Origin of the sequence: Helicobacter mesocricetorum, assembly GCF_900198605.1 — a bacterium.
Classification (GTDB): Bacteria; Campylobacterota; Campylobacteria; order Campylobacterales; family Helicobacteraceae; genus Helicobacter_D; species Helicobacter_D mesocricetorum.
Window position 1 is genome coordinate 1 of the sequence record NZ_FZPJ01000016.1, and the last position, 23,694, is coordinate 23,694.

A 23,694-nucleotide genomic window follows, 5' to 3' on the forward strand; every position below is an offset into this window, starting at 1 on the left:
CTTAGTATTGTAGCATAAATGGAATGTGTTAGCACTATTCAAATAAACTTTAGTGTGATAAAAAGTTCTTTATGGTAGTATTTGGGATTAATTTGCTTGGCTAAACATTAAAGATAACTTAAGGTTTATGAGACTTATGTTAAAAATGGTGATTTCAAAGAGGGAAGGGGAATAATGAATTTTAGACCAAAATTGCATAAAAAATTACGATTTAAAACGCATTTTCAAATCTTATCGGGCTTGAGTTTGGCGGTATTTTTTGCCTTTGTTATGGGATTTTTAAGTTTTTATTATTTTCAGTCCTCCTTTGAGGTAGCGGCTTTTATTGGAATCTTGTCTTTGCTGATTATCTTATGGATTAATGAAGCCTTGCCTTTAGGGATTGTTTCATTATTACCCATTATTTTGTTCCCTGCTTTTGGGATACTAGATGTCAAAAGTGCAACTAGTAATTATGCAAATCCTATTATATTTCTCTTTTTGGGTGGTTTTATGCTAGCAATTGGTGTAGAAAAAACAGGACTGCATAAGATTATCGCTAAGAAATTCTTAGGTTATTTCCCCGCTACTCCAAAGGGGGTAATCACAGCACTTGGGGTTGCAAGTGTAGCCTTAGGGAGTGTGCTTTCTAATTCTACGGTTGCGCTTTTGTTGATTCCTATTGCTTGTTCTATCACGCAAGATCCCCTACTTAAAACGCGTTTTTTATTAGCAGTAGCCTTTGGGGCTAGTATTAGTGGGATTACTACACCCATAGGAACGCCCCCTAATTTGATCTTTTTAGGGTTTTTAGAAACGATGAAGTTTGAAAGCATTAGCTTTGCGACTTGGATTTTTATGATGTTGCCCCTAACGCTTAGTATGCTTTATGTAATGATTAAAATACTCTCTTATAAGATCACAGAAGTAGATCTTAAAATTGATGCTTTTGATAACATTCAAGTAACTTTCGATCATAAAAAGCTTATGATACTTGTAGGGATTTTGCTTCTTTTGTTGTTACTTAATTCTCCTATAAAGCCTATTTATAATGGGCTTGGCTTTAATGAGAATATTTTATTATTGAGCTTTGGGTTATTAATGTTTGTGCCTAAGATTGGTTGTTTGCGTTGGGAAGATTCTAAGGCTATTCCTACCGAAGTTATGTTTTTGTTTGGAGCAGGGTTTTGTATCGCTATGGCAATAGCTAGAATGCAATTAGGGGATGCTTTTAAACCTATTTTTGAATATTTTGGGACTTTGCCTATTTTAATCTTTTTGCTTTGTGTTTGTTTGCTGGTTTTATGCTTAACGATGTTTATTAGTTCCACAGCTTTGATTGCTATTTTGCTTTCTGCTATTTTTGCTTCTACCAAAGACTTTTTGGACATTCCTATGCAAAGCTTAGTAATGCTTATTGCAACGATTTGTGTAGGGTTTTCGTTTATGTTCCCAATCTCTACTCCTCCTAATGCGATAGTTTTTAGCAAAGGTGGGGTGAAAATTTGGGATATGTTTCGGTTTGGATTCTTATTAAGTATGGCAGGAATTGTTTTAATCATTATCTTTGGTATGTTGTATTGGCGTTGGTTTTTTGTTGATTTTTAACATCAATGCTAACTTGGCTCGTGGAAGATGTTATTAAAGTAAGCCCGATAAAGGCTTAGGATTTATAATTAACCTTGAAATACTTGCAAGGAGGTATTTAAAAGCCTCCTTAAAACTTCTAAAACCTAAGTGGTAATTTTACCCTAACCAAAACAAATCGCTAAATTCGTTAAAATTCATTGATTCTAAGTTTTGTTGGTTAGTGCAAATCTCTTCGATAATCGCTGCTTTTTTGGGGTCAAACTTAATGGCTAGATTTTCTCTAAATTTGCTTAAGAGTAGGGGGATTCCCTCATTTCTTCGTCTTTTGTGTCCTACTGGGTATTCTACCTCTATCTTTTGGGTTTTAGAACCATCTTTAAAAAAGACTTGCACTGCGTTTGCGATACTTCTTTTGTCTGCCTCTAAGTATTCTTTGGTGTATCGCTCATCTACTTCGACAACCATTTTTTCTCTTAGTGCATCTATTCTCGCATCTTTTGCCACATTATCTTCATAATCATCAGCCACTAAACGCCCAAAGATTAAAGGCACTGCAACCATATATTGTATGCAATGATCCCTATCGGCTGGATTAGCAAGTTCTCCTACTTTATTTATAATGCGATGTCCTGATTCTTGGGTTGTAATGATGATTTTTTCTATTGTCTCAAGGCGGTCTTTCACTTCATTGTGCAGTTTTAAGGCTGCTTCTACAGCAGTTTGTGCGTGAAATTCAGCTGGGAAGGAGATTTTAAATAAGATATTTTCCATTACATAAGAGCCAAACTCTTGAGGAATGGTAAGTTTTGCGCCTCTCATTTTCACATCTTCATAACCCCAAAAACTAGCACTTAGGGCAGAGGGGTAGCCCATTTCACCGCTTTTTGCCTTTAGGGCTAAATCTACACCTCTACTTGAGGCATCTCCTGCAGCCCAACTTTTTCTGCTTCCTGTGTTTGGAGCGTGGCGATAAGTTCGTAAAGCTCCTCCATCAATAAAAGCGTGAGAAACTGCGTTTCTGATTTCTTCAAAATTGCAGCCCAAGAGTTTCGCACTCACTGCACTTGAAGCGATACGAACTAGTAAAACATGGTCCATTCCTACTTTATTAAAGCAGTTTTCAAGTGCTAAAATGCCTTGAATCTCGTGAGCTTTTATCATTGCTTTTAAAACACAGGCTACTTTTAGAGGTTCTTTACCCTCGCTAATGTTTTTACGACTTATATAATCCGCAACTGCCCAAATAGCCCCTAGATTATCGCTTGGATGTCCCCATTCTGCGGCTAACCAAGTATCGTTAAAATCTAGCCATCTAACCATAGCACCTACATTAAAAGCCCCTCTTATGGGTTCAAGCTGATAAGAAGTTCCGGGGATTTTGCTCCCTAAGGGTCTAAACTCTGCACCTTCAACGCTTGGTCCTAAAAGCTTCGTGCAAGCAGGGTATTTTAGAGCTAAAAGCCCACAACCTAAAGTGTCCATCAAACAATATCTAGCAGTCTCTAAGGCTAACTCACTAGTGATTTCATATTCCATTACATATTTAGCTATTTTGGTTAGCAACTCATCAAATTCTGGTCTTTTTGCTTCTAAGATTCCCATATTACTCATTGGTTGTCCTTTATCTCTTTTTAATATTTATAAATTCTCTAGGTTCTACGCCTATGTATTCACTACTTGGGCGGATAATTTTGTTGTTTGCTCTTTGTTCTTTAATATGTGCGCTCCATCCACTTACTCTACTCATAATAAAAATAGGGGTGAAATACTCTGTTTTTATCCCCATAAAGTGATAGGCTGATGCGCTATAAAAATCCGCATTGGGAGGGAGATTTGGCTTTTTTTCTTTCATTAGGCTTTCGATAGCTTCACTGACTTTAAAGAGTAGGGTATCGCCCCCTAAATGTTTGCTCCATTCTTTAATCAAAGCATTTCTAGGGTCTCCTCCGGCTCCGTAGATTCTATGCCCAAACCCCATTAGAAGCTCTTTATTGGCAAGTTTTTCATTGACACCTTTAAGGGCTTCTTCTACACTGCTAAAACTTTGTATTAAATACATCGCTGCTTCGTTTGCCCCTCCGTGTAAAGGTCCTCTTAAAGCACCAATGGCTGCGGATATAGCAGAGAATATGTCGCTTTTGGTAGAGGCACAAACTCTAGCGGTAAAAGTAGAGGCGTTAAATTCGTGTTCTGCATAAAGTATTAGGGAGCAGTGCATAGCTTTGATGAAATTCTCTTTGGGTTCTTTTTCTAAAAGTTTTTCTAAAAAATAGCCTCCTATACTATCTTGCTTAGAATCAAAGTCAATCTCTTTACCAAAATTTGCGTAATGATGCCAAAATACAAGGATTGAAGGTAGGATTCCTAAAAGTCTAATGATTTTTTCATCTTGATTGCTGAAATCTTCTTTTTCTCCCTCTAGCGCACCTAAGGCTGCTACTGCTGTTTGCATAAGATTCATAGGATGAGCATTTTTAGGGATTGCCCTTAAAACTGCCTTTAATTCATCGCTTAGGGGTCTTTTGGAGATAATTTTTTGTTTATATTCTTTTAGCTGTGATAGGGTAGGTAGCTCTCCAAATTGCAAGAGGTAGGCAACTTCTTCAAACTCCGCATTTCTTGCTAAGTCTTCAATCGCATAACCATAATAGTTTAGTCCATTACCTAATCCACAAGTGCAAATCGCACTTTCTCCGGCTATAATTCCCGCTAAGCCGCCTTGTTTTTTCTTGGCTTCACTTAAGCTCATTTTTTTCTCCTTTAAAAAGTTTATCAAGTTTGTTTTCATAAGCGTAATAATCTAGCATTTCATAGAGTTCTTCTCTTGTTTGCATAAGCTCTAACACTTCTTTTTGGTGTCCGTTTTTAAGTATGCTCTCATAGACTAAGAGGGCAGCTTTATTCATCGCTCTATTGGCAGATAGTGGATAAAGCACCATAGAGATTCCTACTTCTTTAAGCTCTTTGGCACTGAAGTAGGGGGTTTTGCCAAATTCTGTAATATTTGCTAAAACAGGCACTTTAATGGTGCTAGTGAATTCTTTGTATTCTTCTAAAGTATGAATGGCTTCGGCAAAAATCATTTCCGCACCAGCTTCTACATAGGCTAAAGCTCTTTGAATCGCTCTTTGTTGCCCTTCTATGGCGTGTGCGTCTGTTCTTGCCATTACTACAAAATCATTATCGGTTTTTGCATCCATTGCTGCTTTAATCCTATCACACATTTCTTCGGTGCTAACAAGCTCTTTATTGGGTCTATGCCCACATCGTTTTTGTGCGACTTGGTCTTCTATATGGGCTGCTGCTGCACCTGCTTTTATTAGCTCTTTAATAGTTCTTGCGATATTAAAAGCACCTCCAAAGCCTGTATCTGCATCAACAAGCAAAGGAGTATCTACGCTTGATGTAATGCGTCTAACATCAATGCATACATCTTCTAGCCCTACTATGCCTAAGTCGGGCAATCCATAACTCGCACTTGCAACACCGCTTCCTGAAAGATACAAAGCTTTATGTCCTAGTTTGGTAGCTTGTAATGCACTATAAGCATTGATAGTTCCGACTATAAGTAGTGGTGAATTTTCTTTGAGGGATTCTTTAAATCTTTTTCCTGCACTCATTTTTTTCTCTGCACTCATTTGCTTTCCTTTGGTGGGTTTCATAAGCTAAATTTAGTAATGTCTTTATATAATTCGTTTAGAAGTATTATAAAATCAATTTTTATAAAAATAAATGCTAGTTCTTTTGGCAAAATGAAATATAAATAAACTTTTTTGAAAGAATTTATAGAGTTTTTATGCAAAATGTAGGTTTTTTATACAATTTTTTTGGGCGTTAGGTCGCTAAAAATAATAGAATCCATTACTAAAGGTAACACGACTAAATAGGGGAGCTAGGATATGTTGAGTTCAATGGAGAGGCTCGTAGAGATTTTTAAAAAATCAAGACTAAGCGTTAATAAGTTTGCAGAGATTCTTCATAAAGATAGGAGAACGCTTGTAAGCTGGATTAACCTTAAAACAAAAAAAGAGCTTAATGAGGAGATTAAAAAGAAAATTTGTGAGCTTTTTTATTATCCTAAAGAAATTTGGTCTTGCGAAGATGCAGATTTTTTTAATTTATTGCATAAAATCCCTACAAAAGAAATCAAAATTATTGATGATGGGTATTATGGAGGATTAAAATATATTTTCGAAAACGAAAATGAAGGATCTTTAATTATTCATCCGACTTTCCCAAATCCTGCTTATCGTGATTTTATTTGTCCTGCTGTTTATAAAGAGAGTAAAAATGAGGATATAGAGTTTTATAGGGCTAAAAGAGGGGAGAAGATGAGGAATTATTCTTTTGCTGTTAGTGAATGGTATTCGGTTAAATCTTTACTAGAGTTTTGCTTTGCTAATATAGGGAATTTCTATACGCGTTTCCAAAAAATAGCGATTCTTCAGTTGATTATTGAAACCTTCAAAGATAATCTCAATAAAAATCTCTATTTTTTTGATTCTTATGATAAAAAAATTTATGGATTAGATCTTATTTATACCTCTATTAACATCAAAGAGGAGAAAATGTTTTTTAAAGCACCTATGGAATCTCTGATTATCGAAATTTGCAATGGAGAATTTGTTAAAAAGCTTCATAGGCATTATACCAACGCTAAAGAATGTCCTGCACATATTACCTCTAATGTAGCCATTGAGGCACTTTATCTTTTATTGGATTGTATTGAGCGGAATTTGAGCTTTGAGCAAAGCTGTAAATCTCTGATAGAAAAAAGTTTGTTTAAAGAATTATTCCTTAAACATTTGAGCTTGGATTATAGAATAGGGTAGGCTGAACACAAGGAACAAGAAAAAATCAGGAAGTAGGGCAGGTAGATAAAAAAACGAGGAATCCACACAATCCATACAAACATCTCTTGCAATAGGAGAATTAGGAAGAGGAATTACATTAATGCTACCTTATGGGACAAACTGCTTCAAAGTTATATGACAAGCTTTAAAAAGAGTGGTAGTGGCATAAGTAATGGAAAAACAAGTGCTATTTCTGATTTTTTTAAATAAACCACCGCTAAAGTGGCAAGTTTTAGCAGGATTCCTCCCCATACCCAACTTAATAGCCTAAAGACACTTTAAGCGGGAGTGGTTTTAGTATAGATTTGAACTTACCTTTACCTCATTTAAGAATAGGGAGATAGAGAAATTAACAAAAAAGTTTGAAAATTATAGTTTTCAATACAAAATAATATTATTTTGCTATAATTGCGCCTATGAATACTTAAATACTTAAGTTCGCTTAAGATTTGAAAAAACCTTTAAAAGGATTCAGTTATGCGTTATCCCATAGATTTTAAAGATGATTTTGCAGAGAATTTGTTGTTTTGGATTGAGAGGTTTATTTATAGCAAACTCAATAGCCTCTCTAATCATCAAGTCAATAACAAAAAAGAAATTATTGCAAGTCTTCATACATTGCGTAAAGGTGTTAAAAATATCGAAGCTTTACAAGAGATTTGCAAACAATGTAGAAATGCTGGATTGATTGGGATTAATACCTATGTAAATCCGCTTTTAAAACTCTATGAATATCTAACTTATTTGGGACTTGCTTCCTTAAAAGAAGTTGATGAAGAAATGTTAAAGGAGTTTTTAACTATCCACACAAGCGCATTATCAGATGCTACTAAAAAGAATTATCGAATCGCATTGATTAATTTTTTTGGCTTTATGGATAAGCAAAATGAGGAGGAAGACAGCTCTTCTTATATTTTTCGCATTGAATTAAAAAATTGGGGAGGATTGCGCGGCAAAAGCGGACAAAAACTCCCCTCTTATATGAATGAAGATGAAGTTAAAAGATTTTTAGATGGGGTTGATACTTTTCCTTTTAAGCATATTGATTTGGGTGCTAGAAACAGGCTTTTATTAAAAATTATTATCTACACAGGGATACGCGTTGGAGAAGCTTTAAGCCTCAAAATTAAGGATATTATGCTTGATAAAGAGCTTTATATTATACAAGTTCGCGGTAAAGGTAATAAACCGCGCATTGTTATGATTAAGGCAAAAAATATAGCTTCAGATTTTTCAATTTGGGTAGAATCTCGACCGCTTGAAATCGAAGATGATTTGCTTTTTTGCAACCAAAAAGGTAGGAAACTTACCCAAGCTTATGTCAGTAGAATCGTAGAACAAGTCTTAATAACTAATGGGATTCGCAAAGAAAAAAATGGCGCACATATGTTAAGGCATTCCTTTGCTACCCTACTCTATCAAAAGTCTCAAGATTTAGTGCTGGTGCAAGAAGCTTTGGGACACGCTAGTTTGGATACTTCAAGGATTTATACGCATTTTGATAAACAAAAATTAAAAGCCACAACAGAGATTATGGAGTAAGCTAGTCAATTTCTATTAAATCAAATTCCTTGAAAATCGTTGGTTTTTTGACAAGTGGAGCTGCGAATTCATTGGCTCTTTGGTAGATTGGCAAAGAAAAATTTTCTTTCTTGACTTCTTGATTGGACTTTTCTTTAAGAGCATAGAAAGGTTGGCTATTCTTCTTGGAGTTTTTATAAAAATTTAAAGTAATGCCCTGCATTTGCGGTGTTTGGAAATAGCCTTGAAGTTGCTTAACTTTATTGGCAACATCCTTATAATAAAATTCTGCTTGTGTATTTGACTGGGAATTTTTTTGCCAACTATAACCTTTATTGTAAGATTTGATAATATTTTTCCAATCTCCTTTGTGTTCTTTATACCAAAATTTTAGTTCTATAATCGCAATTTTCGCAGCAAAGTCATCATCATCAACTAACATTGCTCCAACCATATTTTGAGTAAATCCATTTTGTTTAAGCTCGGGATAACGTTTAATCACTCCTGGAATATAAGCGTGAAAATTCCCTGCACTTGGGTCTTGAAAATTCATTTTATAGACTCCAGCACAGGATTCTTTCCAAGCTATGGCTGCTAAAGTATAACCAAATCCTTCTGCCTCTCCTGCTAAGTAGGCGTGAAGTAGGACCTCCTTTTGGGAAGAAGAGAATTGTTCTAAAGGCACACAAGAATTCTTAAAATCTACCTTTGGGAGTGCGTAAGAAAAAACACTATATAACGCAATGAGCAATCCTTGCAGGGCTAATTTAGGCATAAAATTTCCTTATTTTATAAATATGAAAGAAAATTAGCAATTATTGTTCCACTTTGGAATCTTTAATTCAAAAGTAGCAATCGCACCTTTTTTATCTACACGATTTTGCAAAGAAATAAATCCACCAAGATTTGTAGCGGCACTTTTGGCTAAAAATAATCCTAGCCCTGCCCCGCTTTTGTTGCCTGCTCTTTTAAAGGGTGCGTAAATGTCCTCTAGTTCTGAATCTACACCACAACCCTCATCAATGACAACAACTTTTAAAATCTCATTATTGAGAATTGATCCTTGAAGAAATATATTTTTGCCCTCTGGAGTGAATTTAAAAGCATTTTGTAAAAAATTTTGTATAACTTGCGTTAAAAGTGTTGGCTTAATCATCAAAAAAAGCCCTTGAGTTTCGAGTTTGTAGCTAAAATTCTTATTTTCTTTTTGGCTTAAAATTTTAAAATTTTCTGCGATGTTTCTTAGGGCTTTTGTTATATCAAGGTGGATAGATTTTTCAAATTGCGCACTTTCTTGACGACCTAATTCCAAAAAAGTTTTGACGATGGCATTAATTTCATTAATGCTTTGGATATTTTCTTTTAAGGCATTAATATAAACTTCTTTTTCACGTTCTTTAATAAGTGTTACTTCGCATTTGGTTTTAATGACAGCTAGAGGTGTTTTTAGCTCGTGGGCTATACCAATAAATAGCTGCTTTTGCGTATCAAAGTAGTTTTTGATTCTCTGTAAAAGATTGTTGATAGAAGATACAAGAGGCTTAAACTCTAAGGGCAATACTTTATCATCTAGTAGCTCTAAATCATATTCTTTTAGCTTACTTAAGATTGTCGATAGTTTTTGGATAGGCTTATAGAGGATATTAGAAAAGGCTAGAGCAAAAAGCTGGATTAGGATTAAAGCAAAGAAAAATACAATAATAATCCCCTCTAATAGAGTGTTTAAAAATATAGATTCTTTAGTGATGTTTTGAGTAATTTTCAAGGTTTTATTTTGCAGGTAAGGAGTAGAGATAGAGTAATAATAGTTTTGGTGAATCTGCACATTTTGATAAAGTTTTTTTGAGATTCCCTCATCTAAGATTTCTATTTTTAGTTTCTCATTAGTTAGTGGGTTTAAATCTTGAATGTAAAAAACCCGCCCTGTTTCATAATCAATATTATTTTGTAAAATATGATCTAGGGTTTTGTAGATATTATGTCTGATACTTGTATAGGTTGTATAATAAAGATAAGAATAAAGTAATAAAGAAAATATCGCTAAAAAAGCAGCAAAAGAGATTATAATTTGCTTAGTATAGTCTCCTCTTATACTCCTTTTGGATAACAAAATCTATAACCCCTACGTCTTACAGTTTCTATGGTAGAAATATCTAAAGGTTTATCCATTTTTTGGCGAATCTGATTGATAGCAACTTCTATAACATTAGGAGTTACAAGCTCTGGTTCTTCCCAAATAGCGTCTAATAATTGTTCTTTGGAAACAATCTGTTCTCTATGCCTTGCAAGATGTGTTAAAACCTCAAAAGGCTTTCCTTTAAGCTCTATTTCTTGACCTCTATAAGTGATTTTTTCTTCATCTGGATTAATGATTAAATCTTCAATTTCGATTAAATTTGTTCCTCCAAAGCGCAATCTTGCTTCAATCCTTGCAACTAAGACTCCAAAATCAAAAGGCTTTGCCAAGAAATCATCTGCCCCACCCTTTAAGGCTTCTATTTCACTCTCTGCATCATCTCGTGCGGAAATTATTATAACAGGGGTTCTAGGGGATTTACTTTTAATTTGCTGAATAATTTCTAACCCACTTCCATCTGGCAACATCCAATCAACCAACACTAAATCATAATTGCGAATACTGATATAATACTCACCATCTTTGAGATTTTCTGCTACATCTGTTTGATAATTAAATTCATTTAGTCCTTCAGTAATTGTTTTATTAAGACTAATTTCATCTTCAATAATTAAGATACGCATTAAATATCCTTGCTCTACAAATTTAATACTGTTGCGATTATAGCATAAATTTAGCTATTTTTAAAAAAGTTTTATAAAAATTTAAATTTAAGACAAAATACATCTAAAAATTAGTTTTTTAAAGCTTTATTTTGAAATTTTTATTATTTTTTATATTCGGCGATTTTTTAAAATATCGGCAATTAAAAAAGATAATTCAACAGCTTGATTAGCATTCAATCGAGGATCACATTGTGTGTTGTAGTTACAACCTAAATTTTCTTCTGTAATGGCTTGCATACCACCTACACATTCTGTTACATCTTCTCCAGTCATTTCTAAATGCACACCACCTGCATAAGTTCCAATGCTTTTATGAATTTCAAAAAAGCTCTTAACTTCTTCTAAAATGCTGTCAAAATTACGTGTTTTATACCCACTCCCTGCTTTAATAGTGTTTCCGTGCATAGGATCAATACTCCAAAGTATCTCCCTACCCTCATTTTTAATAGATTCTAAAAGTTTAGGTAGTTTTTCTTTGATAGTTGTGGATCCCATACGAATAATAAAGTTTAATCTTCCTGCTTCATTATTAGGATTTAAAATCTCACAAATTCCTAAAATATCATCTTTTGTAGCATTAGGTCCTATTTTTACCCCTAAGGGATTATCTACACCTCGTAAAAATTCTAAATGAGCACCCTCTAAATTACGGGTTCGCTCACCAATCCAAAGCATATGAGCAGAACAATCATACCATTTCTCTGTAAGATGATCCTGCCTTGTAAGGGATTCTTCATAATTTAACAATAAAGCCTCGTGCGAAGTATAAAATTCTGTTTCGTGCAAAGTTGGTGTATTATTGATATTAATACCACAGGCTTCCATAAAAGCCAAAGCTTGATTGATTTTATCTGTCATTTCTAAATATCTATCAGTAGAAGCTCCGTGAGCAAAATTAAGATTCCATTTTTGAACTTTGTTTAAATCTGCTAATCCACCTTGTGCGAATGCGCGAATGAGATTTAAAGTAGCTGCGCATTGATGATAGGCTTGTAATATTCTTTTGGGGTCAGCCTCTCTAGCTTTAGCCTCAAAGGCAATCCCATTAATAATATCTCCACGATAGCTAGGCAATGTGATGCCATCAATGGTTTCTGTATCACTACTCCTTGGTTTAGCGAATTGTCCTGCAAGTCGTCCAACTTTTACAACAGGGCAAGCACCAGCATAAGTTAAAACTACTGCCATTTGCAAAATAACCTTAAATAAATCACGAATCTTGATAGTGTTAAAATTTGTAAAGCTTTCTGCGCAATCTCCACCTTGTAATAAAAAGGCTTCACCTCTAGAGACTTTAGCTAAATGCTCTTTTAAAGCTCTTGCTTCACCTGCAAATACCAAAGGAGGGAATTTGCTTAATTCTTCTTCAACCTCTTGTAATAGTTTTATATCATTATAAGTTGGTTGCTGTAAAGCGACTTTGTCTCTCCAACTTTTTGGATTCCACTCTTGCATAAAAATTCCTGTATTTTAATTGTAAATGTAATTGTAGTTAAAAAAGATTAAAAAGCACTAAGTTAGGAGGTTTTCTAACTTAGTTTATTAAAAGATAATTATTTGCCTAAATAAACCTGTCTTGGGCGAGTAATTCTGATATTTGGTGTTTTAATATGTTCCATAACCTGCGCACACCAGCCAGGCATCCTCCCAATAACAAAAATAGGGGTAAAGAGCGATACAGGGATTCTTAGAGCTGTTAGAATAATTCCGCTATAAAAATCCACATTGGGATAAAGATTTCTTTCTTTAAAATAATCATCATTTAAGGCTACTTCTTCAAGTTTTTCTGCAATTTCACTTAAGCGAATATTCATTGTAATGCCTTTTTTGGCTAATTCATCTTTTAAGCCTTTAATGGCTTTAGCTCTAGGATCATAACTTTTATAAACACGATGTCCAAATCCCATTAGTCTGAAAGGATCGCTTTTATCTTTCACTCTTGCGATGAACTTATCAACATTTTTAACATCCCCTATTTCTCTTAATTGATCCAATACCTTTTCGTTAGCACCTCCGTGTGATGGTCCCCATAAAGCACTAATTCCTGCTGAAATAGCCGCATAAGGATGCACTCCTGTTGAAGCCACATTTCTAACCGTTGTCGTAGAAGCATTTTGTCCGTGATCTGCGTGCAATGTAAAAATTTTATCCAATGCTTCTACCTCAAGAGGTAAAATTTCCTCCTCTCCAGCTAAAGAATGTTTTAGCCTTCCATTAGGATATGCCCTTAGCATATAAAGGAAGTTTTCTACATAGCTACGACTAACATCTGGATAGACAAAAGGAATGCCGACAGAATTGCGATAAGAAGAAGCAACCAAAGTAGTGATTTTAGCAATGATTCTTCTTGCCATAGTCTGATAGTCATCTTCATCGTCCATATCTTTATGGTTAAAGTAAAAAGTAGATAATGCGGCTACTGCTGAACTAAGATTTGCCATAGGATGCCCACCATCTGGAAAAGCACTAAAAATATTGATTAATCCCTCGTGTAAAAAAGAACGATGCCTAAGCTCTAAATCAAACTCCTGGGATTGAATATCATCTTTTGGTAACTCTCCTGTGATTAATAATTTAGCAACATCAGTAAATTTGTATTTTTCGACTAATTCCTCAATGGGTAATCCCCTATAAAGTAATTTACCATTCTTGCCATCTATATAGCTAATAGTTGATTCACAACCTGCAGTAGAGCTATAACCCGGATCATAAGAAAAAATATTAGTTTTTTCAAATAATTTACTGAAATTCACAGCTTTAGGTCCTCTTGTGCATTCAATAAGCTCAAAGTCAAATTTTTCACCGGTTTCGTTGTTAATTAGTGTTATTGTTCCCATAGTAATTCCTTAAAGTTATTTGTATTTGACTAAGTTTAGGGCTTATAGGCTAATTTTAGTCTTTCTTTCTCCTAAATCCTAATCTATGTATGCTCAAGATTTTACGGAATTTTAAAAAAAAAGTCAAATAAAATTTATCTTTACTTTAATACAGCAAAAGAAGAATTTGTCATTTCTACACATTAATGATAAAGAATATCTACCTCGCTACTAGGATTAAAATCAAAGATATTTTCATTTTTTAAAGCATTGAGTTTTATATTTTTAAAAACAATATGAATCTTATTTTCTAAAGCATCAATAAAAGTAACTTCCATAGGGATTCCCTCTTGGGTTAAAATTGTATAAACTACCCCTGCAATCTTTGCTTCATAAGTATTTTTGTCGATTTTTTTTGCTTTTTGTAGGAGAGATAGAATATTAAGATTTTCTTGAATATTAGTGATAATAGCTTGTTGGAGTTTTGGTTCATAAATAATACTTGTAGTATCTTGGATATAAACATCTTTAGGGATTGGTTTAGTGTATTTCCATAAGACATTATTTGGAGTTTGAATATAAATTTCTCCTTCATAAAGGATCTGTTCATTTTGGGAAGTCAATGTTTGAGTAAATTGTGCTTCAAAGCTTTGAATCTCATTAAGTGTTATTCCAAATGATAAAGCTTTTAAGAAGCATAGGAATAAAAAAAACTTTTTCATAGAATTGTCCTTGATTTGGATTATTTTTAGCATTTTAGCTAACTAATATGGCAATTATGATAAAATCCCCCCTTTATTATTCTGTAATTTTTAAAGAAGAAAGAAGGTTATTCATAATGATAGTAAATCTTGCAAAGAAAATTTTTAGTAGCAGAAATGAACGTCTTATTAGGCATTATCAAAAACAAGTTAAAAAGATTAATGAATTAGAATCTCACTATGAATCCTTAAGTGATAGGGAATTGCAAGAAGCCTTTAAAGCATTAAAAAATCAAGTTAAGCAATCAACAAACCCTCAAGAAGAATTACAGAAAATACTTTTTCAATCTTTTGCTATCACAAGAGAAGCAAGTAAGAGGATTCTTAATATGCGCCATTTTGATGTGCAGCTTATTGGAGGTATGGTATTGCACGAGGGTAAAATTGCAGAAATGAAAACAGGGGAAGGAAAAACACTTGTAGCAACCTTGCCAGTGTGCCTTAATGCAATGACAGGAAAAAGTGTGCATATTGTTACGGTTAATGATTATTTGGCTAAAAGAGACGCAGAGACTATGCGCCCATTATATGAGTTTTTAGGGTTTAATGTCGGGGTTATTGTTAGTGGATATTATGATGATGAAGATAGATTAAAACAATATGCTTGTAATATTGTTTATGGCACTAATAATGAATTTGGATTTGATTATTTACGGGATAATATGAAATATGATTTTCAACAAAAAGTGCAAAAATACCATTATTTCGCCATTATTGATGAAGTGGATTCAATCCTTATTGATGAAGCAAGAACCCCCCTTATTATCTCTGGTCCTGCAAATAGGACTTTAGATAATTATAAAATCGCTAATGAAGTTGCTTTACGATTAAAAGAAGAAGAGCATTATAGCGTTGATGAAAAAAATCGTGTTATTTTATTAACAGAATCTGGGATTAGCGAAGCAGAAAGGCTCTTTAAGATTGACAACCTTTATAGCATAGAAAATGCTATTTTAGCTCATCATTTAGATCAAGCTCTAAAAGCTAATAATCTTTTTAAAAAAGATAAAGATTATGTATTACGCAATGGAGAAGTCGTGATTGTTGATGAATTTACAGGACGATTAAGTGAGGGAAGAAGATTTAGTGAAGGATTGCATCAAGCCCTAGAAGCCAAAGAAAATGTAAAAATAAAAGAAGAATCCCAAACCCTTGCGGATATTACCTACCAAAATTACTTTAGACTTTATGAGAAACTATCAGGTATGACAGGGACAGCACAGACAGAAGCAAGTGAGTTTTTGCAAATTTATAACCTTGAAGTGATTTCTATCCCGACTAATATCCCTATAAAAAGAAAAGATTTAAACGATTTGATTTACAAAACAGAAAAAGAGAAATTCAAAGCCCTTACACAAAAGATTATAGAACTTCACAAAAAAGGGCAACCCATATTGGTGGGGACTGCTTCGATTGAAAAAAGTGAGAAAATCCACGAGCTTTTAAAGGCACGAAGAATTCCGCATTCTGTTTTGAATGCCAAACAACACGTGCAAGAAGCAGAGATTATCAAAGATGCTGGAAAAAAGGGGGCTGTAACTATTGCTACAAATATGGCAGGAAGAGGAGTGGATATAAAGATTGATGATGAAGTAAGAGAGCTTGGAGGACTTTATATACTAGGCACAGAGCGGCACGAATCTAGAAGAATTGATAACCAATTACGCGGTAGGAGTGGAAGACAAGGAGACCCCGGAACAAGCCAATTTTATTTAAGTTTAGAAGATTCTTTATTAAGGATTTTTGGTAGTGATAGGATTAAAAATATTATGGATAAATTGGGGCTTGATGAGGGAGAGCATATAGAATCTAAGCTCGTAACGCGCTCTGTTGAGAGTGCGCAAAAAAAGGTCGAAAGTATGCATTTTGAAGCAAGAAAACATCTTTTAGAATATGATGATGTAGCCAATGAGCAAAGAAAGGCTATTTATCGTTTAAGAAATGAACTCTTAGATCCTAACCAAAATATCACGGAACGTATTATTGAAAACAGGCAGGAATGTATCACTTTACTTTTGCAAAAAGCTGAAGTTTTTAGTAATGAAGATGATTTAAATGCCCTTTGCGGATTGGCTTTAGAAGATTTTAATATTACTTTAGAAGTAGAGGCATTAAAAAACTATTATCAAGCACATAATAATTTTGAAACTTACTTGGATAAGGTTTTAACACAAGCCTATGAAGAAAAAATGTCTTCTTTAGATGAAAAAATGCGTAACGAAATAGAAAAGCTTATTTATTTACAAACATTAGATAATCTATGGAGAGAGCATCTTTATACAATGGATAACCTAAAAACAGGAATTGGTTTAAGGGGATATAACCAAAAAGATCCTTTAGTAGAATACAAAAAAGAGAGTTTTAATCTTTTTTTAGAGCTTGTTCATCAGATTAAATACACAAGTATCAAAATGCTTCATAAAGTTCAATTAAAGCCTTTTGGTGAAGATATGCAAGAAGAGGCAAAGCATACGAAATTAAAGCTTGAACAAAATAACACCCATTTGCAAACTAATATTCACTCATCTATACCCAAAAAACCTATTAGAAATGAACCTTGCCCTTGTGGAAGTGGAAAAAAATATAAAAATTGTTGTGGAAAAAGTGGTCCAAAAAAAGGGATTTTGGCTCAATGAATTCCCCAATAATCCCTTTTTTAATAAAAGGTTATTTGCGTTTTAACAAACAGCAACCTTTTATTTCTGTATCCGCCATTCTCGCTTTTTTAGGGGTTTGTGTAGGGGTTATGGTTTTAATTGTTGCAATGGCATTAATGAATGGCTTTGATAAAGAGTTTGAACGCAAACTTTTTGTGATGAATTATCCCCTTACAATGTTTCCTAGTTATTTAGAAAAAATAGATAAACAAACTTTAGAATCTTTAGAGATAAATTTTCCTGATTTGAAGTTTAGCCCTTTTATCCAAACTCAAGCATTTTCTAAAATGGGGCAAAGGTTAGAGGGTGCTATTGTTTTTGGCGTAGATTTTCAAAAAGAGGCTTTGATTAATTCGGTATTTGCTAAAGCCTATGAAGATGCACAGATTTCTTATCAACAAATCCAACAAATGCCTTATATTCCAAACACTTTTGATGTCATTGTTGGTGAGGGATTAAAAGAATATTATGGATTACAATACCAATCAAATTTACTCTTAATTTTTACTAATGCGATACCTAATGCAATGAGTATTGCTCCAACCATCAAACGTTTTAATGTTAATGGATTTTTTGATTCTGGATTAATAGCTTATGATAGAGGTTATATTTACACTACTTTGGAATCTTTAGCAATTATTAAAAATATGGATAAAGATACCTATGATGGGATTCATATCTACTCTAGTAATCCTCAAAAAGATATTTTATTGCTTCAAGAGCAATACCCACAAATGAAAATTATTGGTTGGTGGGAACAAAATGGGAATTTTTTTGCAGCCCTAGCTTTAGAAAAAAGAGCGCTTTTTATTGTTTTAATGCTTATTATATTGGTGGCATCTTTAAATATTATCACTTCTTTATTAATGACTATAATGAATAGGAGAAAAGAAATCGCCCTTTTGCTGACTATGGGGGCAAGTATTCAAGAGATTAAAAAAACTTTTCTTTACTTAGGGAATCTTATTGGAATTAGTGGAATGCTTTGTGGTTGCATATTTGCGGCTATCATTCTTTTTGTTTTATCGAATTTTTCTGTAATTTCCCTTCCTGCTGATGTTTATGGAAGTTCAAAACTTCCTTTAGAACTTTCTTTAATAGACTTAGTCTCTATCATAGGTGGCTCCCTTATTATTATTTTCCTCTCTTCTTATTATCCTGCTAAAAAAGCTGTGCAAATGGATCCTTTGCAAGTTTTGCGCAATGAATGAAAAATTTGAAAAAATCTTTATAGAAATTACAAACTTCTGTGGGCTTGATTGTTCCTTTTGCACACCTAAAAAACAAGCAAAAGAAATAATGTCCCTTGAAAATTTCGACAAAATTATCCAAAAAATCTCTCCTTATACATCGCTTTGTGCTTTGCATATTTTAGGTGATCCTCTTAGTATAAAAAACCTATCGCCATATCTAAAAATCGCACAATCTCATAATCTAAAACTAGAAATAACAAGTAGTGGGTTTTATCTTGAAGATAAAATTGACTTGCTTTTAAATTCTCCTTGCATTCATCAAATCAATATCTCTTTAATGAGTGCCTTATATCAGAGTAAAACCATTAATCTTGAAGAATACTTTCAACCCATCTTAAAACTCTGTAACACTCACCAACAGCTAAAAAGCGAAAAATTTATTAATTTAAGACTTTGGAATTTAGATACAAACTTCAACCCCCCTGCCCTTAATACAAAAATTTATAATCTTTTAAAACAGAATTTTTTATTTCAAGAAATCTCTCCTTTGAAGATTCGCCTCAATTATAAAATCTTTCTTCATCAAGCAAGAATGTTTGAATGGGCAAATGTAGATTCTCAAAACTTACATAAAAAAGGATTTTGTTATGGGGGTATAAAACAGCTTGGAATCCTTTGTAATGGGATAGTTGTTCCTTGTTGCTTTGATGCTAAGGGTGCTATTAATTTAGGCAATATTTTAGAAGAATCTTTAAAAGAGATTTTATTAAAGCAAAGAGCAAAGGCTTTAGTGCAAGGATTTAAAAACAATAATCTTGTGGAATTACTTTGTCAGTCTTGTAATTATCCTCAATATTTGGCTTCTAAGCCCTCTTGTAAAAATTGATGTAGTTTATTATATTCCCCTCTTGTTAAAAATCTGACTTTTCCACTAGGGAGATTGTTTAAGGAAACAAATCCATAAGCAAGTCGTTTTAAATCTAATATTTCTAATCCAAAATGGCTAAAAAATCTCCTTAATTCCCTATTCTTACCCTCATTTATAATAACTTTAAGTTTAGAGAAATTTTTTGTATTTTTAATCACCTCATATCCTAAAAAAGGTGAAAACTCCATAGATTGGATAGAGCTTTTTAAATGCCCACCTTTAGTAGCATCTTCTAAGCTTAACCCACTCTCCATAGCATCAAAAACCCTCTCTTTGATAAAACCAGAAAATTTCAATAAATAAACTCTCTCTAATCTGCTCTCCATAAGTTTAGTAGCAACACTTATATTATCACTCAATAAAAGTAAGCCTTCACTAGAAAAATCAAGTCTGCCAATGGTAGTAAAATGCATAAATCTCTTAGGCAAAGAATCAAAAATGGTTTTTCGCCCCCTGTCATCTTTTTTGCTTACTAACTCACCCTTTGGTTTGTTATAAACAATAACAGTGTATTCTTCCTTTTCTTTTAATAATCTATCATTAACATAGACTTTTTGGTTTTTGACCTGATAAGAAAAATCTTGAATGATTCTTTTATTAATAGAGACTTTGCCTTCTTGGATGAGCTTATCCGCTTCTCTTCTTGAATATTTTGAATGATGGGCAATATATTGATTAAGACGCATTATTTTTTAAAACAAAAAGATTCTTTTTTTAAAAGTTTTTTAAGAATCTCTAAATGTTCCCCTTGAAATTCCAATAAATAACCTTTTTCATCTACTTTTAAACTTCCTCCACACGCAAGAATTTTCTTGATTTTTTTAAGAATCTCTTGCAGAGTAGATTTTTCTTCATAGAATACTCCGCAAAGGGTAATGTCCTTCCCTTTACACTTTTGAGTGTTTATCCATAAAGTGTAAGAATCCCTGCTTTTGATAGTCAAAGGAGGATTGCAAACGCAATGGCTTTGAAGTTTTTTACATCGCTTACAAATTGTATCAATTTCATCACAAAAATTTGCTTCTAACTTTAAACTTGTTAAGTTTAACCCACCCATTGCAACTCTTTTAATACTTCTTTAATCTGGCTATGCACATAAAAAGAACTTACCATTTCTAATTCTTGTGTTTTAGTGTGATAGCGAATCCTAAGTTCCCTCTTACCTTTGTGCTTAAGAGCGGCTTCTCGCAAAAGAAAAATAGTATTCTCATTACTTTGCGTATCTAAAAGAAGAATTAATGGGTCGCTAATGTCGGTTTTTTGCATAGCAAATTCAACCTTTTCCTTATGCGCATCCTCTAAATGCAAGATTTTGTCAGCTTTAAGCTTTTTGGTTTCTTCTTGCTCTTGAACCGTGCATTTAACAACAACAGGTTCTTCTCTATCCCACCCCTCAAGTTTGCTTAAAGTTTGTTCAAAAATGGTAAGTTCCACACTTCCATAAAGATCTTGGAGTTTTAAGATTCCATAACGTTTACCACTTTTTGAAAATTTACTAATAATATCTTCAATCTTGCCAACCAATAAAATACTGCTATTATCTGCAATATCTTGGATTTGGTTAGTAAAGGCGCAGTTTAGATTCTTAATGGCTTCTTTGTATTCATCAAGAGGATGTCCTGAAGCATAAAACCCTAAACTTTCTTTTTCAAGTTCTAAAATTTCCTTAAGGGGATATTCCTCTTTAGCCACTAAATTAATATTAACTGCCACCAACTCTTCACTATCTCCAAAAAGAGAATTTTCAGCAGCTTTTTTAGCTATTTGTGCAGATTTTGAAGCTTCTGTTATAGTCTCTATTTGCTCTAAGAGTGTTTTCCTTGTGTATCCAAAACAATCCATAGCTCCACTTTTAATAAAAGATTCTAAAGCTTTTTTATTGACTTTTTGGGAATCAATCCTGCCTAAAAAATCTTTTAAATCTTTAAACCCTCCATTCTTTTTTCTTTCCTCTAAGATGATATTAATAGCAACCTCACCTGCTCCTTTAATAGCACCTAAACCAAATAAAATATTACTTTCACCATTAATATCTGCAACACTAAATTCTAATTCGGATTTTTGTAAATTTGGTGCAAGCACTTTAATATTCATTTTTTTGGCTTCTTCAATATATTCTACGACTTTATCTGTATCATTCTTTTCTGAAGTTAGTAAAGCCGCCATAAACTCTTTGGGATAATAAGTTTTTAAATAAGCCGTTTGAAAGGTAATCATTGCATAAGCTGCAGAATGCGATTTGTTAAATCCATAACCGGCAAATTTAACAATTAACTCCCAAAGTTCTTCTGCCTTTACTCTATCAAATCCCTGTTTTTGTGCTCCCTCTGCAAATTTAGTTTTATTATCTTCCATAATTTGAGCGTCTTTTTTCCCCATTGCTCTTCGTATCAAATCCGCCTCACCTAAACTAAAGCCACCAATTTTTTGCACAATTTGCATTACCTGCTCTTGATAGACAATAGTCCCATAGGTAGGTTTTAAAATGGGTTCTAGTTCGCTAAACATATAGGTGATAGGCTCTCTTCCGTGCTTCCTATCGATAAAATCATCCACCATTCCAGATTCCATAGGACCGGGACGCCCTAAAGCGATAATGGCTATAATGTCTTCAAAAGTATTAGGCTTTAATCGCTTATTAATACCTTGAAACATACTGGATTCTATTTGAAAAACCCCTAGAGTATTACCACTTTGTAAAGTCTCATAAACGCTTTGATCATCGACATTTACTCTTAAAAAATCAATTTCTTTTTGGAATCTATTTTTAATCAACTTTAAAGCATCATCAATAAGTGTTAGAGTTTTTAAACCCAAGAAGTCAAACTTGATTAAATCTACATCTTCTAAGTATTTCATAGAATATTGCGTTGCAATAATTCCATCTCGAGTAGAACAATACAAAGGGGCTTTATGCCAAAGTTCTTGTTCAGAATCTATGACAACAGCAGCAGCGTGAGTTCCGGGATTGCGTTTAGTATTTTCTAAGATTAAAGCAAACTCCCATACTTTTTTTGCTAAAGGATTCTTTTGGATTAATTCGTCAATTTTTGGCTCTTTTTCGTAAGCTTTTTGTAAAGTAATGTCTAATTCTTTAGGGATAAGTTTTGCCATAGAATCCGCTTCACCATAGGGCATACCCATAACCCTTGCTACATCTCTAATAACTGCCTTTGCTTTCATCATACCAAAAGTAATAACTTGAGCTACATTATGCCGTCCGTATTTTTCTGTTACATAATCTAAAATTTCTCCGCGTCTATTTTGACAAAAATCCATATCAATATCAGGCATACTTACACGTTCTGGATTTAGAAATCTCTCAAAAAGTAAATCATATTTTAAAGGATCAATGTTTGTAATCTCTAAGCAAAAGGCGACTAAACTTCCTGCTGCACTCCCCCTACCCGGTCCCACAGGGATTCCCCTTTCTTTAGCGGCTCGCACAAAATCCCAGACAATTAACATATATCCGGGAAACTTCATAGCATTAATAACATTAATTTCGTGCTCTAAACGTTCTTCATAGATTGGGTGTTTTTCTTTAGGAATCGTTTCTAATCTTTTCTTTAAACCCTCCTTGCATTTATGAGTAAAATATTCACTATCTTCTACATAATCTAATCCCTCTTGCTTAGAATATTCTTTAGTGAATTTAAAAGTAGGCGGAGTTGGATTCCCTAAATTTAGTTCCAAATTACATTTATCAGCAATTTCTTGAGTATTTTTAAGGGCTTCTGGCACATCTGCATAAAGGGCTGCCATTTGCGCTGGGCTTTTAACATAAAATTCTTGCACCGTATGCCGCATACGATTAGGATCGTTAAAATCTTTGCCAAAGCCAATACAAAAAGCAACTTCCTGGGCAGTGGAATCACTTTGTTTGGTATAGTGTGTATCATTTGTAGCGATAATTTTAATTCCTGTTTCTTGAGAAATACGAATAATTTGCGCATCAATGAGTTGTTGTTCTTCAATACCGTGTCTCATAAGTTCTAAATAAAAATCTTCCCCAAAAATATCTTGATACTCTAAGGCTACCTCTTTAGCTCTTTCATAGCCCTTTCTTCCTTTGTTATCATCTTTTTTGAGATTTAAATGCCATTGCACTTCTCCATTTAAACAAGCAGAGGAGCAGATTAAACCCTTGCTATACTCTCTTAGCATTTTTTTACTAATGCGTGGCTTCATATGAAAACCATACAAACAAGCTTGAGAACTTAAATACATAAGATTCTTATAACCCTCTAAATCTTTTGCATAAAGGCATAAATGAAAACGTTGATTGCTTTTATCGCCTATCTCTTCTGCATTATGCAAATAAGCTTCTATTCCCAAAATGGGTTTAATACCCTCGCTTTTCATTGTTTTATAAAATTCAATAGCACCAAACATATTGCCGTGGTCCGTAACAGCAACACTATCCATTCCTAATTCTTTGATACGTTTTGCTAAAACTTTAATTTTATTTAACCCATCTAATAGAGAATATTCTGTATGTAAATGTAGATGAGTAAAGCCTTCTAAAGTTGTGATATTAGAATTTTGTATTTCTGTTTTGCTCATTAATACTCCTTTAGAGACTTTAGGAATA

The 23,694-nt window shown here is 33.5% G+C and carries 18 protein-coding genes; 6 read left to right on the forward strand and 12 right to left on the reverse strand.

Translation table 11 applies throughout. The annotated features are described in order from the left end of the window. Nucleotides 1–174 precede the first annotated feature (174 nt). On the forward strand, nt 175–1,587 hold the full coding sequence (locus tag C6H18_RS04595) for an SLC13 family permease (RefSeq protein ID WP_104721936.1): 1,413 nt from the start codon (nt 175–177) through the stop codon (nt 1,585–1,587). Between the two features lie 138 nt (nt 1,588–1,725). On the opposite strand, the gene prpD is transcribed toward C6H18_RS04595, so the two are convergent. The 3 genes from prpD to prpB are packed head-to-tail and all read right to left on the reverse strand — an operon-like array spanning nt 1,726 to nt 5,189. Next, on the reverse strand, nt 1,726–3,180 hold the full coding sequence (prpD, locus tag C6H18_RS04600; RefSeq protein WP_104721937.1) for a 2-methylcitrate dehydratase: 1,455 nt from the start codon (nt 3,178–3,180) through the stop codon (nt 1,726–1,728). Between the two features lie 10 nt (nt 3,181–3,190). Further along, nucleotides 3,191–4,318, reverse strand: a complete 1,128-nt coding sequence (locus C6H18_RS04605; RefSeq protein ID WP_104721938.1) for a citrate/2-methylcitrate synthase — start codon at nt 4,316–4,318, stop codon at nt 3,191–3,193. Further along, on the reverse strand, nt 4,305–5,189 hold the full coding sequence (gene prpB, locus C6H18_RS04610; protein WP_104722000.1) for a methylisocitrate lyase: 885 nt from the start codon (nt 5,187–5,189) through the stop codon (nt 4,305–4,307). Before prpB ends, C6H18_RS04605 begins: the two co-directional genes overlap by 14 nt. 279 nt (nt 5,190–5,468) lie before the next feature. Here prpB and C6H18_RS04615 point away from each other — a divergent pair, with 279 nt between their 5' ends. Both C6H18_RS04615 and C6H18_RS04620 read left to right on the forward strand, forming a co-directional pair. Further along, nucleotides 5,469–6,401 (forward strand): hypothetical protein, encoded by a 933-nt coding sequence (locus C6H18_RS04615; protein WP_104721939.1) that lies wholly within the window; start codon nt 5,469–5,471, stop codon nt 6,399–6,401. 498 nt (nt 6,402–6,899) lie between these two features. Continuing rightward, entirely contained in the window at nt 6,900–7,964 is a 1,065-nt protein-coding gene (locus C6H18_RS04620) for a tyrosine-type recombinase/integrase (protein ID WP_104721940.1), read from the forward strand. Between the two features lies 1 nt (nt 7,965). On the opposite strand, the gene C6H18_RS04625 is transcribed toward C6H18_RS04620, so the two are convergent. The 6 genes from C6H18_RS04625 to lolA all read right to left on the reverse strand — a co-directional run bounded on the left by C6H18_RS04625 (nt 7,966) and on the right by lolA (nt 14,283). Further along, a complete protein-coding gene (locus C6H18_RS04625; protein WP_233704059.1) occupies nt 7,966–8,718 on the reverse strand; it encodes a hypothetical protein in 753 nt (250 codons plus the stop codon). 33 nt (nt 8,719–8,751) lie between these two features. Further along, nucleotides 8,752–10,053, reverse strand: a complete 1,302-nt coding sequence (locus C6H18_RS04630) for a sensor histidine kinase (protein WP_104721941.1) — start codon at nt 10,051–10,053, stop codon at nt 8,752–8,754. After that, a complete protein-coding gene (gene hsrA / locus C6H18_RS04635; protein ID WP_104721942.1) occupies nt 10,032–10,703 on the reverse strand; it encodes a homeostatic response regulator transcription factor HsrA in 672 nt (223 codons plus the stop codon). The genes C6H18_RS04630 and hsrA overlap by 22 nt, the downstream gene beginning before the upstream one ends. Nucleotides 10,704–10,853: 150 nt before the next feature. After that, nucleotides 10,854–12,200, reverse strand: a complete 1,347-nt coding sequence (locus C6H18_RS04640) for a class II 3-deoxy-7-phosphoheptulonate synthase (RefSeq protein ID WP_199770132.1) — start codon at nt 12,198–12,200, stop codon at nt 10,854–10,856. Nucleotides 12,201–12,298: 98 nt separating this feature from the next. Next, nucleotides 12,299–13,582, reverse strand: a complete 1,284-nt coding sequence (locus tag C6H18_RS04645) for a citrate synthase (RefSeq protein ID WP_104721944.1) — start codon at nt 13,580–13,582, stop codon at nt 12,299–12,301. Between the two features lie 182 nt (nt 13,583–13,764). Further along, entirely contained in the window at nt 13,765–14,283 is a 519-nt protein-coding gene (gene lolA, locus C6H18_RS04650; protein ID WP_158654870.1) for a LolA-like outer membrane lipoprotein chaperone, read from the reverse strand. A gap of 116 nt (nt 14,284–14,399) precedes the next feature. On the opposite strand from lolA, the gene secA reads away from it, so the two are divergent. From secA to C6H18_RS04665, 3 genes are read left to right on the forward strand one after another with little or no spacing between them, the layout of a single operon-like run. Beyond that, nucleotides 14,400–16,958 carry a preprotein translocase subunit SecA gene (secA, locus tag C6H18_RS04655; protein ID WP_233704060.1) on the forward strand — a complete coding sequence of 853 codons (2,559 nt, stop codon included), beginning with the start codon at nt 14,400–14,402 and terminating at the stop codon, nt 16,956–16,958. After that, the gene (locus tag C6H18_RS04660) at nt 16,955–18,190 is read left to right on the forward strand and encodes an ABC transporter permease (protein ID WP_104721946.1); all 1,236 of its coding nucleotides are present in this window, start codon (nt 16,955–16,957) and stop codon (nt 18,188–18,190) included. The genes secA and C6H18_RS04660 overlap by 4 nt, the downstream gene beginning before the upstream one ends. After that, complete coding sequence (locus tag C6H18_RS04665) at nt 18,183–19,058, forward strand: radical SAM/SPASM domain-containing protein (protein ID WP_104721947.1); 876 nt, start codon at nt 18,183–18,185, stop codon at nt 19,056–19,058. The genes C6H18_RS04660 and C6H18_RS04665 overlap by 8 nt, the downstream gene beginning before the upstream one ends. Here C6H18_RS04665 and C6H18_RS04670 read toward each other — a convergent pair. From C6H18_RS04670 to dnaE, 3 genes are read right to left on the reverse strand one after another with little or no spacing between them, the layout of a single operon-like run. After that, nucleotides 19,022–19,786, reverse strand: coding sequence for a pseudouridine synthase (locus C6H18_RS04670; RefSeq protein ID WP_104721948.1), 765 nt, complete (start codon nt 19,784–19,786; stop codon nt 19,022–19,024). The genes C6H18_RS04665 and C6H18_RS04670 overlap by 37 nt on opposite strands. Beyond that, nucleotides 19,786–20,157 carry an SUI1 family translation initiation factor gene (locus tag C6H18_RS04675; RefSeq protein WP_104721949.1) on the reverse strand — a complete coding sequence of 124 codons (372 nt, stop codon included), beginning with the start codon at nt 20,155–20,157 and terminating at the stop codon, nt 19,786–19,788. The genes C6H18_RS04670 and C6H18_RS04675 overlap by 1 nt, the downstream gene beginning before the upstream one ends. Then, entirely contained in the window at nt 20,145–23,666 is a 3,522-nt protein-coding gene (dnaE, locus tag C6H18_RS04680; RefSeq protein WP_104721950.1) for a DNA polymerase III subunit alpha, read from the reverse strand. Before dnaE ends, C6H18_RS04675 begins: the two co-directional genes overlap by 13 nt. Nucleotides 23,667–23,694: the final 28 nt, after the last annotated feature.

Excerpts from the sequence above, each read along its gene's own strand:
- C6H18_RS04640 (WP_199770132.1), bottom strand. The coding sequence starts at position 12,200 with ATGCAAGAGTGGAATCCAAAAAGTTGGAGAGACAAAGTCGCTTTACAG.
- C6H18_RS04670 (WP_104721948.1), bottom strand. The coding sequence starts at position 19,786 with ATGCGTCTTAATCAATATATTGCCCATCATTCAAAATATTCAAGAAGA.
- prpB (WP_104722000.1), bottom strand. The coding sequence starts at position 5,189 with ATGAGTGCAGGAAAAAGATTTAAAGAATCCCTCAAAGAAAATTCACCA.
- secA (WP_233704060.1), top strand. The coding sequence starts at position 14,400 with ATGATAGTAAATCTTGCAAAGAAAATTTTTAGTAGCAGAAATGAACGT.
- C6H18_RS04675 (WP_104721949.1), bottom strand. The coding sequence starts at position 20,157 with ATGGGTGGGTTAAACTTAACAAGTTTAAAGTTAGAAGCAAATTTTTGT.
- C6H18_RS04605 (WP_104721938.1), bottom strand. The coding sequence starts at position 4,318 with ATGAGCTTAAGTGAAGCCAAGAAAAAACAAGGCGGCTTAGCGGGAATT.
- C6H18_RS04625 (WP_233704059.1), bottom strand. The coding sequence starts at position 8,718 with ATGCCTAAATTAGCCCTGCAAGGATTGCTCATTGCGTTATATAGTGTT.
- C6H18_RS04595 (WP_104721936.1), top strand. The coding sequence starts at position 175 with ATGAATTTTAGACCAAAATTGCATAAAAAATTACGATTTAAAACGCAT.
- C6H18_RS04615 (WP_104721939.1), top strand. The coding sequence starts at position 5,469 with ATGTTGAGTTCAATGGAGAGGCTCGTAGAGATTTTTAAAAAATCAAGA.
- C6H18_RS04665 (WP_104721947.1), top strand. The coding sequence starts at position 18,183 with ATGAATGAAAAATTTGAAAAAATCTTTATAGAAATTACAAACTTCTGT.
- dnaE (WP_104721950.1), bottom strand. The coding sequence starts at position 23,666 with ATGAGCAAAACAGAAATACAAAATTCTAATATCACAACTTTAGAAGGC.
- C6H18_RS04660 (WP_104721946.1), top strand. The coding sequence starts at position 16,955 with ATGAATTCCCCAATAATCCCTTTTTTAATAAAAGGTTATTTGCGTTTT.
- hsrA (WP_104721942.1), bottom strand. The coding sequence starts at position 10,703 with ATGCGTATCTTAATTATTGAAGATGAAATTAGTCTTAATAAAACAATT.
- prpD (WP_104721937.1), bottom strand. The coding sequence starts at position 3,180 with ATGAGTAATATGGGAATCTTAGAAGCAAAAAGACCAGAATTTGATGAG.
- lolA (WP_158654870.1), bottom strand. The coding sequence starts at position 14,283 with ATGAAAAAGTTTTTTTTATTCCTATGCTTCTTAAAAGCTTTATCATTT.
- C6H18_RS04620 (WP_104721940.1), top strand. The coding sequence starts at position 6,900 with ATGCGTTATCCCATAGATTTTAAAGATGATTTTGCAGAGAATTTGTTG.
- C6H18_RS04645 (WP_104721944.1), bottom strand. The coding sequence starts at position 13,582 with ATGGGAACAATAACACTAATTAACAACGAAACCGGTGAAAAATTTGAC.